Here is a 16,753-nt window from a genome sequence, read left to right as displayed (position 1 = left end):
CCCTGCTTACCGCCTCGATTGTGTTGAATCAAACTACCTATAGTGTTTGATGGGTATCGTGGACACCATATGTAGTGTTTTTAACCCGTTCCACAGATTGGTCGAACCCATGGCGTCCACCCTTGCCACCTTGCCCCGCGAAGTCGTTTTGCGCAGCGGCCAGCGCGTTCCGTTTGATGCCGAACGCATCCGCGCCGCGCTGGCCAGCGCCGGGCAGGCCTCGGGTGAATACGGCGCCGACGAAGCGGCATTGCTCACCGCCCAGGTCACCAAGGTGCTCATCCACCGCTTCCAGGGCGAGGCCCCCACCATCGAGCAGATCCAGGACGTGGCCGAGCAGGCGCTGATCGCCGCCAACCACCTGGCCACCGCACGCGCCTACATCGTCTACCGCGAACAGCACGCCACGCTGCGGGCCGACCGGCAGACGCTGGTCGATGTGGAAAGCTCCATCAACGAATACCTCACGCGCGCCGACTGGCGCGTGAACGCCAACGCCAACCAGGGCTACTCGCTGGGCGGGCTGATCCTGAACGTGGCGGGCAAAGTCACGGCCAACTACTGGCTGTCGCACGTCTACACGCCCGAGATCGGCGAGGCGCACAGGAGCGGCGACCTCCACATCCACGACCTCGACATGCTCAGCGGCTACTGCGCGGGCTGGTCGCTGCGCACGCTGCTGCACGAGGGGCTCAACGGCGTGCCGGGCAAGGTGGAGGCGGGGCCGCCCAAGCACATGAGTTCGGCCGTGGGGCAGATCGTGAATTTTCTGGGCACGCTGCAGAACGAGTGGGCGGGCGCGCAGGCGTTCTCGTCGTTCGACACCTACATGGCGCCTTTCGTGCGCATCGATGCCATGGATTACGCCGCTGTGCGCCAGTGCATCCAGGAGCTGGTCTACAACCTCAACGTGCCCTCGCGCTGGGGCACGCAGACGCCGTTCACCAACCTCACCTTCGACTGGACCTGCCCCGAGGACCTGCGCGAGCAGGTGCCCGTGATCGCCGGGCAGGAGATGCCCTTTGCGTACGGCGACCTGCAGGCCGAGATGGATCTCATCAACCGCGCCTACATCGACGTGATGACGACTGGTGACGCCAAGGGCCGGGTCTTCACCTTCCCCATCCCCACGTACAACATCACCAAGGATTTCCCCTGGGAGAGCGAGAACGCGCAGCTGCTGTTCGAGATGACGGCCAGGTACGGCCTGCCGTACTTCCAGAACTTCATCAACTCCGAACTGGAGCCGAACATGGTGCGCTCCATGTGCTGCCGCCTGCAGCTGGATTTGCGCGAGCTGCTCAAGCGCGGCAATGGCCTCTTTGGCAGCGCCGAGCAGACGGGCAGCCTGGGCGTGGTCACCATCAACTGCGCGCGGCTGGGGTACTTGCATGCGGGCGATGAAGCCGGTCTGTTTGCCGCGCTGGACCGCCTCCTGGAGCTGGGCAAACAAAGCCTGGAGACCAAACGCAAGCTCATCCAGCGGCTGATGGACCAGGGCCTGTTTCCCTACACCAAGCGGTATCTCGGCACTTTGCGCAACCACTTTTCCACGCTGGGCGTGAACGGCATCAACGAGATGGTGCGCAACTTCACGGCAGACCAGCACGACATCACCAGCGAATGGGGCCATGCGTTTGCCGTGCGCCTGCTCGACCACGTGCGCGAGCGCATGACCGCCTTCCAGGAAGAAACCGGCCACCTCTACAACCTGGAGGCCACGCCCGCCGAAGGCACCACCTACCGCTTCGCCAAGGAAGACAAGAAGCGCTGGCCCGCCATCCTGCAGGCGGGCACATCCGAGCAGCCCTATTACACCAACTCGTCGCAACTGCCCGTGGGCTTCACCGACGACCCGTTCGAGGCGCTGATGGGGCAGGAGGCACTGCAGGGCAAATACACCGGCGGCACCGTGCTGCATCTGTACATGGGCGAGCGCGTTTCCAGCGGCGCGGCCTGCCGCGAGCTGGTGCGGCGCGCGCTGACGAACTTCCGCCTGCCCTACATCACCGTCACGCCCACGTTCTCCATCTGCCCCACGCACGGCTACCTGGCGGGCGAACACCCGTTCTGCCCGCGCTGCGACGAAGAGCGGCTGGACGCCAAGCGGCGGCGTCTGGTCGCCTAGATTTCGAGCGAAAAGTGGCCCTGGCGCTGGATGGTCAAGCGCAAGCAGCTATCAAAACAGAAGCAAACCAATTCAACCACCTCCGAAAGGAATCCGACATGAGCCATTTCTCCGCCACCGAACACACCGCCATCTCCAGCGCCGCCGCCGTGCAGCTCACCGACGACGAGCGCCAGCCCTGCGAGGTCTGGACCCGCGTGATGGGCTACCACCGCCCCGTGGCCAGCTTCAACACGGGCAAGCAGGGCGAGCACGCCGAGCGCCGTTTCTTTTCAGAGCAGACGCGTGGTGGAAGCAACGCCTGCTGAGGCGCCGCCAGCCCCGGCGCTGCGGCTGGGCGGCATGACACCGCTCACCACCATCGATTTCCCCGGCCGCCTCGCAGCCGTTTTGTATTGCCAGGGCTGCCCCTGGCGCTGCGGCTATTGCCACAACCCCGAACTGCTGGACGCCACTGCTGCGGGGGCGCTGCCCTGGGCGCAGGCGCTGGCCTTTTTGGAAAGCCGACGTGGCCTGCTGGACGGCGTGGTTTTCTCGGGCGGCGAGCCCACGCTGCAGGCGGGCCTGGGCGAGGCATTGATCGCAGTGCGCAGCCTGGGCCTGCAGCGCGCGCTGCACACCGGCGGCATGTACCCCGAGCGGCTCGCGGCACTGCTGCCGCAGCTGGACTGGGTGGGTCTGGACATCAAGGCCCTGCCGCAGCGCTACAACGCCATCACCGCCACGCCCGGCAGCGGTGCGCGCGCCTGGGCCGGGCTGGAGGTGCTTCTGGCCTATGGCACCGACCACGAATGCCGCACCACCTGGCACGCGGGCCTGTTTGGTGTGGATGAGTTGCTGGACTTGGCCCAGGCCTTGGCCGCGCGCGGCGTGCGCCGCTGGGCGCTGCAGGAATGCCGCGCACCTGGCGCACCGGCCTGGGCGCTGACCACGGCGCACCAGCAGCAATTGGCCGCGTGGTTCCCCTCCTTCACGCTGCGCCGGGCCTGAGCGGGCGGGGCTCCGGGTTTGTCCGGCACGTCGCGCAGATTTGTTGCGCTTCTAAGTCGAAAACAGAAGGAACCTGCGAACTTGCGCTAGGAGCCGCTGGGTTTGATGCGCGTCAGAGCCGCCTCGGATGCGCCGCGTGGATCATCCGCCACCGCCGCACAACGGCACCACCTGCAAGGAACACGTCCATGACCCCCCTCGGCCTCCAGCTGCTGCACGCGCTCAAAACCCATGGCGCGCGCGAGATCTTCGGCATCCCCGGTGACTTCATCCTCCCCCTGTTCAAGCAGATCGAGGAGAGCGGCATCCTGCCCCTGGTCACGCTCAGCCACGAGCCCTCGCTGGGCTTTGCCGCCGATGCCGCCGCGCGCATGCACTGCGGCCTGGGCGTGGTGGCCGTCACCTACGGCGCGGGCGCGCTCAACGTGGTCAACGCGGTGGCGGGGGCCTATGCCGAGCGCTCGCCGCTGGTGGTGCTGGCCGGCTGCCCCGGCGAGGTCGAGGCGCACTCGGGCCTGGTGCTGCACCACCAGGTGCGCCATGTCGATTCGCAATGGCGCATCTTCCGCGAGATCACCTGCGACCAGGTGCGCCTGTCCGACCCCGCCACCGCGCCCGCCGAGCTGGCCCGCGTCCTGCGCAGCTGCCGCGAGTACTCGCAGCCCGTGCTCATCGAGGTGCCGCGCGACATGACGCTGCACCCCATGGCCGAGGTGCCCCTGCTGCCGCCCAGCCCCTTCAATGAAGCCGCCGTGGCCGAGTGCGCCGACGAATGGATGGCCCGCATCCAGGCAGCCCAGCGCCCCGTGCTGGTGGTGGACGTGGAGGTGCGCCGCTTTGGCCTGGAAGCCCGCGTGGCCGAGCTGGCGCGCCGTCTGCAACTGCCCGTGCTCACCACCTTCATGGGCCGGGGCCTGCTGGCGGAGGAGGGCGTGCACTCCGGCGTACAGCTGCACGGCACCTACCTGGGCGTGGCGGGCGCGCCCGAGACCAGTGCGCTGCTCGACGACTCCGATCTGCCCGTGATGCTGGGCGCCATCCTGTCGGACAGCAACTTTGGCGTGAGCGCCCAGCGCATGGACTTCCGCCGCGCGCTCATCGCCGCGAACCGCGAGGCGCGCGTGGGCCACCACCTGTACCCGAACATCCCGCTGGCCGCGCTGGTGGAAGCGTTGCTGGCCCGCGCCCCGGCCGCAGGCGCCAAGCCGCCGCGCGCCCTGCCGTCCCCGCCCACTTGCCCCGAAGGCCTGGTGGCCGACGATGCGCCCGTGTGTGCGGCCGACCTCTCCCGCGCGCTCAACGACCGCATCCGCGCGCACGGCCCCATGAACATCGTCGCGGACATTGGCGACTGCCTGTTTGCTGCGATGGAGCTGCTGCCCACCCCGCTGGTGGCGCCGGGCTACTACGCGTCCATGGGCTTCGGCGTGCCGGCCGGCATCGGTGCGCAGGTGGCCACGGGCCAGCGCAGCCTGATCCTGGTGGGCGACGGCGCCTTTCAAATGACGGGCTGGGAGCTGGGCAACTGCCCGCGCCTGGGGCTGGACCCCATCGCCATCGTGCTCAACAACCAGACCTGGGAAATGATCCGCGCCTTCCAGACCGAATCGCGCTGCGCCGCCCTGGGCGACTGGCACCTGGCCCAGGCCGCCGATGCGCTGGGCGGGCGCGGCCACCGGGTGCACACGCGGGCGCAGTTCAAGGCGGCACTCGATGCCGCGTTTGCCGAGCGCGGTCGCTTTCAGCTCATCGAGCTGATGGTGCCACCGGGCGACAGCACGCCCACGCTGCGGCGGTTTTCGGAAGGCATCCGGGCGCTGCGGGCGCGGGCAGCGTCGGCCGCCTGAGCGCGAAGGATCTGTTGACGTAGGCCCGCACGCATCGCATCGCGGGGCAGCAAAGCGCGGCAGCGGGGCTACCCCGCGCGCACCACGCGCAGCACGTCTGCCCCGTAGGCCTCCAGCTTTTTCGCCCCCATCCCGCTGATGCCCTGCAGGTCGTCGAGCGTGCCGGGGTTGCGCTCGGCAATCGCGGCCAAAGTGGCGTCGTGAAAGATCACATACGCAGGCAGGTTGTGCTCCTTCGCCACCTCGGCCCGCCAGGCTTTGAGGTTGATGAAGCGCACCTGCGCATCGGGGCCAAGATTGGCGGCCGCGGCGGGCGGCGCGCTGCCCGTGCCCTTGCGGGTGCGCGTGCGTTTGGCCGGTGCGGATGACACCGACTCGCGCAACTGCACCGGCACCTCGCCCTTGAGCACCGCGCGCGAACCCTCGGTGAGGCACAGCGTGTCAAAGCTGTGGCCGCTGTCCAGCATCACCTTCTGCAGGCCTAACGCGCCGGTGGCGATCAGCTGGCGCAGCACGCCGCGCAGCTGGGGCTCGGTCAGGTCCGCGCCGATGCCGAAGGTGGAGATTTTTTCGTGCCCGAACTGCGCGACCTTCTCGGTCTTCTTGCCGCGCAGGATGTCCATGATGTGCCCCGTGCCAAAGCTGATGCCGCTGGCCTGGTTCACGCGGTAGATGGTGGAGAGCAGCTTGCGTGCCGCATCCGTGGCGTCCCACACCGCCGGTGGGTTCAGGCAGTTGTCGCAGTTTCCGCAGGGTGTGGACTGCTCTCCAAAGTACGCCAGCAGCCGCACGCGTCGGCAGTCGGTGGCCTCGGCCAGCGCCAGCAGCGCGTCGAGCTTGCCGCGCAGCGCCTGCTTGAACTCCTCGCCGGCCGGGCTTTCGTCGATCATGCGGCGCTGGTTGACCACGTCGTTCAGGCCATACGCCATCCAGGCATCGGCGTTCAGTCCGTCGCGGCCCGCGCGGCCCGTTTCCTGGTAGTAGCCTTCGATGTTCTTGGGCATGTCCACATGGGCCACAAAACGCACATCAGGCTTGTCGATGCCCATGCCGAACGCGATGGTGGCCACCATCACGATGCCTTCCTCGCGCAGGAAGCGATCCTGGTTCTTCTGACGCACTTTCGTGTCCAGACCCGCGTGGTAGGGCAGGGCAGTGATGCCCGCGTCGCTCAGCGTGGCGGCCAACTCTTCCACGCGCTTGCGCGACTGGCAATACACCACGCCCGCCTCGCCCGCATGCTCACGCTCGATGAAGCGCAGCAGCTGCGTGGTGGCGTCCTTTTTCTCTTCGATGCGGTAGCGGATGTTGGGCCGGTCAAAGCTGCTGATGAACAGCCGCGCATCCTCCAGCTGCAGCCGCTCGACGATGTCCTCGCGCGTGAGCGCATCGGCCGTGGCGGTGAGCGCAATGCGCGGTACTTGCGGGTAACGCTCGTGCAGCAGCGTGAGCGCGCGGTATTCGGGGCGGAAATCGTGGCCCCACTGGCTGACGCAGTGTGCTTCGTCGATGGCGAACAGGCTCAGGTGGCCGCCGCTGTACAGGCTGTCGAGCAGGCCCAGGAAACGGGGCGTGTTCAGCCGCTCGGGCGCGGCATACAGCAGCGTGAGGTCGCCGGTCTGCAGGCGCAGCTCCACGTCCTGGGTCTCGTCGTAGCTCAGCGTCGAGTTCAGGAACGCCGCATCCACCCCCGCCTCGTGCAGCGCGCCCACCTGGTCGTGCATCAGCGCGATCAGCGGCGAAATCACGATGGTCACCCCGCGCCCCTGCTGCTGGCGCACGATGGCCGGCACCTGGTAGCACAGCGACTTGCCTCCGCCCGTGGGCATCAGCACCAGCGCGTCGCCGCCGCCAATCACATGCTCGACGATGGCTTGCTGCGGGCCGCGGAACTGTTCGTAGCCGAAGACATCCTGCAAGACAGACTGGGCAGGGGACAACACGGAAGACGGGCGAGACACCAAGCGAATACTCTGAAAATGAGAGCGCCCCACGCTGGACCCACCTGCGCTGGACGCCAATAAAGCCAAAAATTTGTGTACGGGCCCGTGCTACGAACCGTGCGATGCAAGGCCCGTATTGTGCGCTGCGGGCCTGCGCCGCTGGTTGGGGGTCAGCGCAGCGCGCGGACAGCGCTTTCGATCACCTCAGGCGGGATGGCGGCAAAGCCCAGCCGCCATCCCGCGATGGGAGGCGCTGCATGGTAGAGCTCGCCGAGGCTGGGGGTTGCAATGCCGCGCGCCAGCGCGCGGCGCGTTTGCTGCTGCTCGCTGCCCTCGGTCAGCCGCACGGCCATCTGCAGCCCGCCCCGGCTGTCCAGCGGCTCGGCCCACGGCAGGTGGGTGTGCAGCGCCTGCAGCAGGGCGTCGCGCCGGCTGCGGTAGAGCTGGCGCATCAGCCGCAGGTGGGCCGCAAAGTGGCCCTGGTCCATGAAGTCGGCCGCCACCGCCTGCATGGGCTGCGAAGGGTGGCCGTCGTAGATGGTGCGGGCGGTCACCAGGGGCTTTACCAGCGGTTCGGGCAGCACCATGTAGGCCAGCCGCACCGAAGGAAACAAGGACTTCGAGAACGTGCCGATGTAGAGCACGCGGCCGTGCGCGTCGAGGCCCTGCAAGGCGGGCGTGGGCTGGTGGTCGTAGAGGAATTCGCTGTCGTAGTCGTCCTCGATCAGCCAGGCCCCCGTGGCCTGTGCGTGGTCGATGAAGGCCAGGCGGCGCTGCAGGGACATGGCGCGCCCGGTGGGGAACTGGTGCGATGGCGTGAGGTAGATCAGGCGTGGCGGCGTCTGGGTGGGCACCAGCTGGGCGCCTTCGCCGTCCAGCGGCATGTCCACCACCTGGGCCCCGCTGGCGTGGAACGCGGTGCGCGCGCCTGCGTAGCCCGGGTCCTCCATCCAGACGGGATCGCCTTCGTCCAGCAGCGTCGCGGCCAGCAGCTGCAGGGCCTGTTGCGAGCTGGTCAGCACCAGCACCTGGCCCGCATGGCAACGCACGCCGCGCGACTGCGCGAGGTAGCGCGCGATGGCCTCGCGCAGTGCGGGCAGGCCTTGGGGGTCACCGTAGAACAGCAGGGGCCCGGCGTCCTGGCGCAGGCGGCGCTGCATCAGCTGGCGCCACAGATCGACCGGGAAGGCCCCAAGGTCCGGGCTGCCCGCCACGAACGCGCGGGCGCGGTCGGGCTCGGCGCAACCGCCGGTATCGACCATGCGCTGCCCGCGCCGAGACAGCGCGGGCAGTGCCGCCGCTGGGGCCATCCGGCCCGCCCGGGACCGGGGCGGGGCGGCGCCCGTGGACCGCGCCGCCCCGGCACGCTGCATGTCGATGGCCACGAAGCTGCCCTGGCCGACATGCCGGTGCAGGTAGCCCTCGGTTTCCAGCTGGGCGTAGGCCGCCTCCACCGTGACCCGTGAAAGATCCAGGTCGCGCGCCAGATCGCGGGTGGAGGGCAGGCGTTCGCCCAGCACGGCCTGGCCGGTGCGCACGGCCTCGCGCAGCGCCGCGCACAGGCGCTCCCGGCGGCCGCCTCCGTGGGCGTCCTCCAGCAGCGTGAGCAACAGCCGTGGTTTCATCGGTAATTGGTCTTATTTGTGACGGAGGATTGGCATTATCAATCAGGCCAAATCGTCGGACACTTCATCCCATCGCAACACCACACAGCCACACGAGAGGACTTTTCCATGACCCACGCCGCCCCCGTCTCCGCACCCGCCTCCGCTGTCCTGGCGTTCCCCGCGCCCAGCCCCGAGCAGTCGCGGGACTTCATGGCCGCCAAGCTCAGCTACCACGCCGATGCCTGGGACGTGGCCGAAGACCTGCGCAACGGCATCGACGCCATCGTGGTGGTCGACACCCGCTCCACGGCGCATTACGAACAGGGCCATGTGCCGGGCGCCATCAGCTTTCCCCACCGCACCATGGACGAGCAGAGCACGGCGCACCTTGACCGCAGCAAGGTCTACGTCACGTATTGCGACGGTATCGGCTGCAACGGCTCGACCCGGGGCGCGTACAAGTTGGCGCGGCTGGGCTTCACGGTCAAGGAGATGCTGGGCGGGCTGGACTTCTGGATCCGCGACGGCCAGCCTGTGGCCACCGGCCCGGAGCGCGGCGCCATGCCGTCGGCCGGCCCCGCCGTCGAGTGCGCATGCTGAGCCATCCGCCGCATCGCATCGGCTGGACCCTGCGCGCCGCAGGCGCCGCTGACGCGCCCGCGCTGGCCGACCTGTGCGCCGCCCACGCGGCGTACGAGCGCATCCCGTACAGCGCCGACGGCCATGCCCACCGGCTGGCCCAGGGGCTGGAGGCGGGGCGGTTGTTCGCCTGGCTGGGCTATTGGGGTGAGCAGGCAGTGGGATATGCCAGCGCCACGCTGGACTATTCGACTCTCGCCGCGCGCTCTTACCTGCATCTGGACTGCCTGTACCTGGAGCCTGAAGCGCGTGGCTGCGGCCGGGGCGCAGAGATGATGGCCGCTGTGCAGCACCGCGCCCAAATGCTGGGCTGCGAGGCGATGCAGTGGCAGACGCCCGTGTGGAACGAGGGCGCCATCCGTTTCTATGACCGCCTGGGGGCAACGCGACTTGCCAAGCAACGCTACACGCTCGTGTGTGGGTGAGAAAGCCCCTGGGCCACCGGCAGCCCCAGGGGGCTTTCTACAATCGGGGGATGAAAACGCTTGCCTACACGCGCGCCGCGCAACTGCCCGACATCCTCGCCCAACGCATCGTCATCCTCGACGGCGCCATGGGCACCATGATCCAGCGCTTCAAGCTGGGCGAGGCGCAGTACCGGGGCGAGGGCTACAACGGCCCGGATGGGGCGGGCGACCGGTTCAAGGACTTCCCGCGTGACGTGAAGGGCAACAACGAGTTGCTCAGCATCACCCGGCCCGATGTGATCCGCGACATCCACGAGCGCTACCTGGCTGCAGGCGCCGACCTGATCGAGACCAACACCTTCGGCGCGACAACCATCGCGCAGGAGGACTACAAGATGGCCCACCTGGCGCGCGAGATGAATTTGAAATCTGCCCAGCTGGCCCGCGCCGCCTGTGACAAGTACAGCACGCCCGACAAGCCCCGCTTTGTCGCAGGCGCCCTCGGCCCCACGCCCAAGACGGCCAGCATCAGCCCCGACGTGAACGACCCCGGCGCGCGCAATGTGGACTTCGAGCAGCTGCGCGCCGCTTACTACGAGCAGGTGGAAGCGCTGGTCGAGGGCGGCTCCGACGTGCTGCTGGTCGAGACGATCTTCGACACGCTCAACGCCAAGGCCGCGCTGTTCGCCATCGACGAGTTCTTTGAAAACAGCGGCGAGCGCCTGCCGCTCATCATCAGCGGCACCGTCACCGATGCCTCGGGCCGCATCCTCTCGGGCCAGACGGTCACGGCCTTCTGGCACAGCGTGCGCCATTCCCGCCCGCTGGCCATAGGCCTGAACTGCGCCTTGGGTGCCACGCTGATGCGCCCCTACATCCAGGAGCTGAACCGCGTGGCCGAGGACACCTTCATCAGCTGCTACCCCAACGCCGGCCTGCCCAACCCCATGAGCGACACCGGCTTTGACGAAACGCCTGAAATCACCAGCCGCCTGGTGCATGAGTTCGCGGCCGAGGGGCTGGTCAACATTCTGGGCGGCTGCTGTGGCACCACGCCGGACCACATCGGCGCCATCGCCAAGGCAGTCGAGAACGTGCCCACCCGCAAGATGTTCTACCCAGCAGAAGCCTAGAGTAGCTGCCCCCCTGAGTCGCCTGCGGCGCCTTCCCCCAAGGGGGACGCCGCCAGCGCGGCGGGGCGGCCCTTGCGCGGCGGCCTTTGGTCTGGGCCGCGCCGGTTTCGCGCGCTGCGGGTTTTGCAACGCCCACCCAAGGGTGAGAGATTCGCGCTGAATGAACGGTTTGTAGGAAAATTGGCACCTGGCGCTTGATGGTCAAGCGCCAGGTGCTATCTAATTAATAGCAATTGTTGCCGCTCTGAAGTGCAGCAACGCAGTGCCGTTCCAGGCAGCCCACCATGATCGACAACGCTATCTTGCCCGCCGACACGGCACCTGCCGACGATGCTGCTCAAAAAGCCGCCGCCCACGCCGCGCTCAAGCTCGAAAAGCGCCTGGTGCGCCAGGTCGCGGAGGCCATCACTGACTTCGGCCTCATCGAAGACGGTGACAAGGTGATGGTGTGCGTGTCGGGCGGCAAGGACAGCTACGGCCTGCTCGACGTGCTGCGTATGCTGCAGCACCGCAACGGCCACAAGTTCGAGCTGATCGCCGTCAACCTCGACCAGAAGCAGCCCGGCTTTCCGGCCCGTGTGCTGCCTGAATACCTGACCCAGGTGGGCGTTCCCTTCCACATCGAAACGCAGGACACCTACAGCGTCGTCAAGGAGCACATCCCCGAAGGCAAAACCATGTGCAGCCTGTGCAGCCGCCTGCGCCGGGGCATTTTGTACCGCGTGGCGGACGAGCTGGGCTGCACAAAAATAGCGCTCGGCCACCACCGTGACGACATGCTGCAGACGTTCTTCCTCAACATGTTCTTCGGCGGCAAGCTCAAGGGCATGCCGCCCAAGGTGCAGAGCGACCGGGGCGACCACCTCATCATCCGCCCCCTGGCCTATGTGGCCGAGGACGACCTGACGCGCTGGGCCGAGATCCGCAGCTTCCCCATCATCCCCTGCACCCTGTGCGGCAGCCAGGAGAACCTGCAGCGCAAGCAGATCGGCCAGATGCTGCGCGACTGGCAGCAGCTCTACCCCGGCCGCATCGAGAACATGGCCGTGGCGCTGCGCAACCTGGTGCCCTCGCACTTCATGGATACGCGCCAGTTTGACTTCAAGGGCCTGGTGCCCAACGGCGTGGCGGATGCCGATGGCGACAAGGCGTTTGATGCCGAAGAACTTCCTGCGCAGGCCGTGGGCATGCTCGCGGGCCTGCCCCTGATGCCGCGCTGAACCTGACCTCTGACGATTTTTAGACAGGGCCACCCCATGACCACCCTCAAAGCCCCCGAACTGCTCCTGCCCGCCGGCTCGCTCGACAAGATGCGCGCCGCCTATGACTTTGGTGCCGACGCGGTGTACGCCGGGCAGCCGCGCTACAGCCTGCGCGCGCGCAACAACGAGTTCCGCCTGGAGCAGATCCGCCAGGGCATTGACGAGGCGCACGCACGCGGCAAGAAGTTCTTTGTGACCAGCAACCTGATTGCGCACAACGACAAGATCCGCACCTACCTGCGCGACATCGAACCCGTCATCGACTGCAAGCCCGACGCCCTCATCATGGCCGACGCGGGACTGATCATGATGGTCAAGGAAAAATGGCCCGAGCAGGTGGTGCACCTCTCGGTGCAGGCCAACACCACCAACTGGGCGGCCGTGAAGTTCTGGCAGAAGATGGGTGTGGAGCGCATCATCCTCTCGCGCGAACTCAGCCTGGACGAGATCGAAAAAATCCGCCAGGAATGCCCCGACATGGAGCTGGAAGTGTTCGTGCACGGCGCGCTGTGCATTGCGTATTCGGGCCGCTGCCTGCTCAGCGGCTACTTCAACCACCGCGACCCCAACCAGGGCACCTGCACCAACGCCTGCCGCTGGAACTACGCCACGCACGACGCCGACATCGACCCCACCACGGGCGAAGCCATTGCGCAGAAGATGGAAGGCGACTTCAACTTCGAGGCCGCGCAGCAAAAGGCCGAGCAGTCGTTCTCCACCACCGGCAACGGCCAGCGCCACCCCAAGGCCGACAAGGTCTACCTGATCGAAGAGGCCGGCCGCCCCGGGCAGATGATGCCCATCATGGAAGACGAGCACGGCACGTACATCATGAACAGCAAGGACCTGCGCGCGGTGGAGCACGTGGCGCGCCTGGCGCAGATCGGCGTGGACTCGCTCAAGATCGAAGGCCGCACCAAGAGCCTGTACTACGTGGCCCGCACCGCCCAGGTCTACCGCCGCGCCATCGACGACGCCGTGGCGGGCCGCCCCTTCAACCCCGAGCTGCTGATCGAGCTGGAGGGCCTGTCCAACCGCGGCTACACCGGCGGCCTGCTGGAGCGCCGCCCTAGCAACGACTACCAGAACTACATCAACGGCCACTCGGCCACGCAGCGCAGCCAGTATGTGGGCGAGGTGCTGGGTGCAGAGGGTCAGGCCGATGTGGGCTTGCAAGGGGACTGGGTGCAGGTGGAGACGAAGAACCACTTTGCGGTGGGAGACCTGATTGAGGTGGTCCACCCGAGTGGGAATATCACCGTACGGCTGCAGGAGATGCGCAATGTCGAAGGCCAGCCGGTCAACGTAGCCCAGGGCAGCCCCGTGCGTGTGTGGATTGCGCTGCCTGCGCGCTACAGCGGGGCCTTGCTGGCGCGCGTGATCGAAGCGCAACCGCTTGCACCAGCGGCTGCCGAGCCTGCCCTGGCTGCATAGCCTGCCAGGGCGCTCCTGTTTGCTGTCCGTTGGCTGCTGCCGTTGTGTGAGCAGATTGGACGGCCTACCAGGCGACTATGACATGCACCGTGGCCCAGGCCATGACGCCGTAGGCGCCCATTGCCGCCAGGGTGGTGGCCTTGGATGCTTGGCGGTCTCGCAGCAAGACCCAGAGCGCAAGGAAAGACATCGCATACATCACCGCAGACAGGATGTAGGCCTCGGGCGCCGGTACGAAGGTGGACGGCCCGCCGCGCCGTGGTGATGTCGCAAAGCCTGCGTGGGCCACGATCAGCGATCCGCCCAGCAGACCCAGCACCGCGAGCGCGGCGATCGAAATCTTGGCGGGTAGGTTCAACGGGGTAGGCGCTGGCATGGTGAGGGCGCCACAAGGTGGCGCGGTGGTGGGGTCGGGCTTCGGGGGGGGGCGGGTTTTTGGTAAATTACCTGCTAGCGCTTTACTGTATTGGATTTGTTGCTATCAAAATAGAAGTAATTGCCCTGGCGTGCAATCGCCTGCCCGTGTTCAGCCGGGGCACATCGCGCCAGGCTCGGGCTCTTTGCCGATGGCCAACACGTCAAGCACACCGAGCACATGCTCGATGAATGCACGACAGGGATGTGAGCTATCCGCCCACACCGCCGCTTTCACCAACACACCCAGAGGGCTCACGTCCTGGGGTTTCCACGACAAGACGGCCAGATTTTTGCGCCGCACCAAGGGCCGCACAAGGCTCGCTGGCACGCAGACGAGCATGTCGCTGTCCGCCAGCATGGCGTAGATGATTTCCGTCGAGCGGCTCGACACGCGACACAGTTCCGGCACCCCGCCTAAATCGTCGAACAGGCTATCCACCTGTTGTGGGCCCAGCCCTGTGAGTGGTGGGCTCAGCCAGCGTTGTGACAGCAGCTCGGCGGACGTGACGATTGCCTGTTGCGCCAAAGGGTGCTCAGGGCGGCAAGCGATGACGAATTCATCCGGCAGCGCGGCGTGAAACTCGAACCCCTGCGGCAGCGGGGTCGGTTCGCGGCAGATCGCCAGGTCCAGGGTTCCTTCCTGGATGCTCTCCAGCAGGTTGTCGATGGTGACTTCGTGAACATCGATGGCGGCGCTCGGGTGCAGGGCGCAGTAGGCCGGAATGGCGGCCGTCAGCAACCCGTTGATGCCCGCCGCGATGCTGCCGATGCGGATCAGCGCGGACGCGGCCCCTTGCTGCATCAGCGCCGCATTGCCAGCAGCCGCTTGCAGGGGCACCAGCGAAGCGCGCAGCAGTGGCAGAACCGCCTCCCCCAGGCGGGTCAGGCGCATGCCCTTGGCGTGCCTTTCAAAGAGGGCGCCGCCCATAGAACTCTCCAGCTCCGCCAGCGCATGCGTCGCTGCGGGCTGGCTCAGGCCAATGGCAGAGGCCGCGCGGTGCAGGCTTTGCAAATCGGCAATCGCAATCGCCAACTGCAGGTGCTTGAGGCGCACACGGCCCAGGATGCGATTGAACAGGACGGAGGGCGTCAGGTCTGGCATGGGGTATTCAAAATTTGAATCTTGTTGAAAAAGAAGCATTGGCCCTGTGGTGACTGCTGTGCAACGATCGCGTGCCTTCAGGTGGACGCAAGCCTGCCCGGGGTTCATTCAACTAACGAATCTTATTCCCGCACCGTGTGCAAGCCAGTGCGCAGGAACTCAGGAGACAAAACTTCATGCCGTCATTGCAGCGCCCCACCTTGGGCGAGATCACTTCGCGCCCGTCCCGTTTCCTCATCGCCCCGGTGATGGCGGCCATCTTCGCCATGGGCCAGGCCAACGCCGCCGATACCCTCGACACCGCGTGCAAGACCACGGCCGAGTGCCAGGCGCAGGTGGCCAAGATCCAGGGGGTGGTCAAAGGGGACGCCACCAGCGCCTTGGCAAAGTCGCAAGACACGTTCTACTGGTTCGGCCGTATCAACATGGCATCGACCGTGGTGAATATGGAGCAAGGCATCATCCCCAAGGCCCAGGCCGGCCGCATCGCGCGCGGCGTTGAGCATTCGATCACCCAGGCCGCTACGCCTGGTGGCAAGCGCCCCACCGATGTGCTGCAGGTCGAGAAGATCATCACGGATGCCGTGGGCCCCGAGGCAACGCTGATCCACACCGGGCGCAGCCGCCAGGACATCCATTCCACCTTGAATGCCGCGCAGTTGCGCCTGGAGATGCTGGACTTTGCCGATGCGCTGGACCAGGTGCGCGCACGGCTCATCAACACGGCGCAGGCCCACACCGCCACCTATGTGCCCGCCTACACCAATGGCGTGCAGGCCATGCCCATCAGCTATGGGCACTACCTGATGGCCTGGGCCGACTCGTTCGCGCGCGACTCGGCGCGCATTCGCGAGGCCTACGCCCGCATCAACCTCAGCCCCATGGGCACGGCGGTGCTGTCCAACTCCAGCTGGGGCATCAACCGCGAGCGCCTGGCGCAGTTGCTGGGGTTCGACGGTCTCATTGTGAACTCGCTGGACGCGGGGCAGATCAGCACCTACGACATCCCCATCGAGGCCACGTCCATCGCCAGCTCCACCGCCATCCGCGTAGGCGCGTTCATGCAGGATGTGCACACCCAGTACCACCAGACGCGGCCTTGGCTGCTGCTGGCCAGCGGCAAGACCTACACCAGCAGCGCCATGCCGCAAAAGGCCAACCCCGGCATCATCCAGAACACGCGGGCCAAGGCCAGCGATGTGGTGGCCTCAGCCCAGGCGTCACTGTGGCGGGCGCATAACGTGACGCCCGGCATGATCGACTACAAGAACACCTGGAGCCCGACCAGCGCCAAGACCTTTGTGCAGGGCGTGGAGATGCTGCAGCAGTTTGCCGATGTGCTGGACTCATTGCGCATCGACCCCGCACGCGCGTTGGACGAACTCGAATCCGAGTGGACCACCTCGATGGAGCTGGCCGAAGCGCTGCAACGCAGCCATGGCGTGCCGTTCCGGGTGGGGCACCACTTTGCGTCGGATGTGGTGCTGTTTGCCAAGGAGCGCAACATTCGCCCCAAGGATTTTCCGTACGCCGAAGCCGTGCGCATCTACCGCGAAGCGGGCAAGAAATACGACCTCAAGGACCAGCGCCTGCCGCTGGGTGAAGCCGCATTCCGCCGCGCTTTGTCGCCCGCAGACATGGTGACCACACGCACCGGCGCAGGCGGGCCGCAGCCGCAGGAGGTCACGCGCATGGCGACCGTTGCCAAGGACACCCTAGCCAAAGACCGCGTGTGGTCGGGCGAAGCGCGGCAGCGGCTGCTGGCGGCTGAGGCTGCCTTGAATGCGGCGTTTGAGGGTGTGAAGTCGTTGCCTTGAGTGTGGGCTCGCGGGCTGTGTGCTTCA

General features: G+C 66.8%; 14 protein-coding genes. 10 read left to right on the top strand and 4 right to left on the bottom strand.

Annotated features, from left to right (window positions below; genetic code table 11):
- Positions 1–109: 109 nt before the first annotated feature.
- From AC2YJX_RS09105 to ipdC, 4 genes are all read left to right on the top strand, one after another.
- Positions 110–2,128: a ribonucleoside triphosphate reductase gene (locus AC2YJX_RS09105; protein WP_487255849.1), complete on the top strand. Its 2,019-nt coding sequence runs from the start codon at positions 110–112 to the stop codon at positions 2,126–2,128.
- A 98-nt stretch (positions 2,129–2,226) separates the two neighbouring features.
- Entirely contained in the window at positions 2,227–2,436 is a 210-nt protein-coding gene (gene nrdD, locus AC2YJX_RS09100) for an anaerobic ribonucleoside-triphosphate reductase (protein ID WP_218301327.1), read from the top strand.
- 34 nt (positions 2,437–2,470) lie between these two features.
- A complete protein-coding gene (locus AC2YJX_RS09095; protein ID WP_299146776.1) occupies positions 2,471–3,118 on the top strand; it encodes an anaerobic ribonucleoside-triphosphate reductase activating protein in 648 nt (215 codons plus the stop codon).
- Positions 3,119–3,306: 188 nt separating this feature from the next.
- A complete protein-coding gene (gene ipdC / locus AC2YJX_RS09090) occupies positions 3,307–4,965 on the top strand; it encodes an indolepyruvate/phenylpyruvate decarboxylase (protein WP_487255848.1) in 1,659 nt (552 codons plus the stop codon).
- Between the two features lie 68 nt (positions 4,966–5,033).
- Here ipdC and recQ read toward each other — a convergent pair whose 3' ends face one another.
- Positions 5,034–6,905 carry a DNA helicase RecQ gene (gene recQ, locus AC2YJX_RS09085; RefSeq protein WP_431153165.1) on the bottom strand — a complete coding sequence of 624 codons (1,872 nt, stop codon included), beginning with the start codon at positions 6,903–6,905 and terminating at the stop codon, positions 5,034–5,036.
- Between the two features lie 173 nt (positions 6,906–7,078).
- Positions 7,079–8,533 (bottom strand): MocR-like pyridoxine biosynthesis transcription factor PdxR, encoded by a 1,455-nt coding sequence (gene pdxR, locus AC2YJX_RS09080; protein ID WP_487255847.1) that lies wholly within the window; start codon positions 8,531–8,533, stop codon positions 7,079–7,081.
- A gap of 108 nt (positions 8,534–8,641) precedes the next feature.
- Between pdxR and AC2YJX_RS09075 the strand changes: the two genes are divergently transcribed.
- From AC2YJX_RS09075 to trhP, 5 genes are all read left to right on the top strand, one after another.
- The gene (locus tag AC2YJX_RS09075) at positions 8,642–9,115 is read left to right on the top strand and encodes a rhodanese-like domain-containing protein (protein ID WP_487255846.1); all 474 of its coding nucleotides are present in this window, start codon (positions 8,642–8,644) and stop codon (positions 9,113–9,115) included.
- Positions 9,109–9,579, top strand: coding sequence for an N-acetyltransferase family protein (locus AC2YJX_RS09070; RefSeq protein WP_487255845.1), 471 nt, complete (start codon positions 9,109–9,111; stop codon positions 9,577–9,579). Before AC2YJX_RS09075 ends, AC2YJX_RS09070 begins: the two co-directional genes overlap by 7 nt.
- A 50-nt stretch (positions 9,580–9,629) precedes the next feature.
- The gene (locus tag AC2YJX_RS09065; protein ID WP_436129557.1) at positions 9,630–10,694 is read left to right on the top strand and encodes a homocysteine S-methyltransferase family protein; all 1,065 of its coding nucleotides are present in this window, start codon (positions 9,630–9,632) and stop codon (positions 10,692–10,694) included.
- Between the two features lie 284 nt (positions 10,695–10,978).
- A complete protein-coding gene (ttcA, locus tag AC2YJX_RS09060) occupies positions 10,979–11,914 on the top strand; it encodes a tRNA 2-thiocytidine(32) synthetase TtcA (RefSeq protein ID WP_487255844.1) in 936 nt (311 codons plus the stop codon).
- A 36-nt stretch (positions 11,915–11,950) separates the two neighbouring features.
- Positions 11,951–13,390 carry a prephenate-dependent tRNA uridine(34) hydroxylase TrhP gene (gene trhP / locus AC2YJX_RS09055; protein ID WP_487255843.1) on the top strand — a complete coding sequence of 480 codons (1,440 nt, stop codon included), beginning with the start codon at positions 11,951–11,953 and terminating at the stop codon, positions 13,388–13,390.
- Positions 13,391–13,454: 64 nt separating this feature from the next.
- Here the strand turns inward: trhP and AC2YJX_RS09050 are convergent, their stop codons facing one another.
- Positions 13,455–13,766, bottom strand: coding sequence for a hypothetical protein (locus tag AC2YJX_RS09050; RefSeq protein WP_147433788.1), 312 nt, complete (start codon positions 13,764–13,766; stop codon positions 13,455–13,457).
- Positions 13,767–13,916: 150 nt separating this feature from the next.
- Positions 13,917–14,909, bottom strand: a complete 993-nt coding sequence (locus AC2YJX_RS09045; protein ID WP_255577872.1) for a LysR family transcriptional regulator — start codon at positions 14,907–14,909, stop codon at positions 13,917–13,919.
- Between the two features lie 176 nt (positions 14,910–15,085).
- Here AC2YJX_RS09045 and AC2YJX_RS09040 point away from each other — a divergent pair, with 176 nt between their 5' ends.
- A complete protein-coding gene (locus AC2YJX_RS09040; protein ID WP_487255842.1) occupies positions 15,086–16,726 on the top strand; it encodes an argininosuccinate lyase in 1,641 nt (546 codons plus the stop codon).
- Positions 16,727–16,753 lie beyond the last annotated feature (27 nt).

It is taken from the genome of Acidovorax sp. SRI_002 (assembly GCF_057586455.1).
The sequence above is the reverse complement of the archived record's forward strand: the minus strand, read 5'-3'. Positions and strand labels throughout refer to the sequence as shown.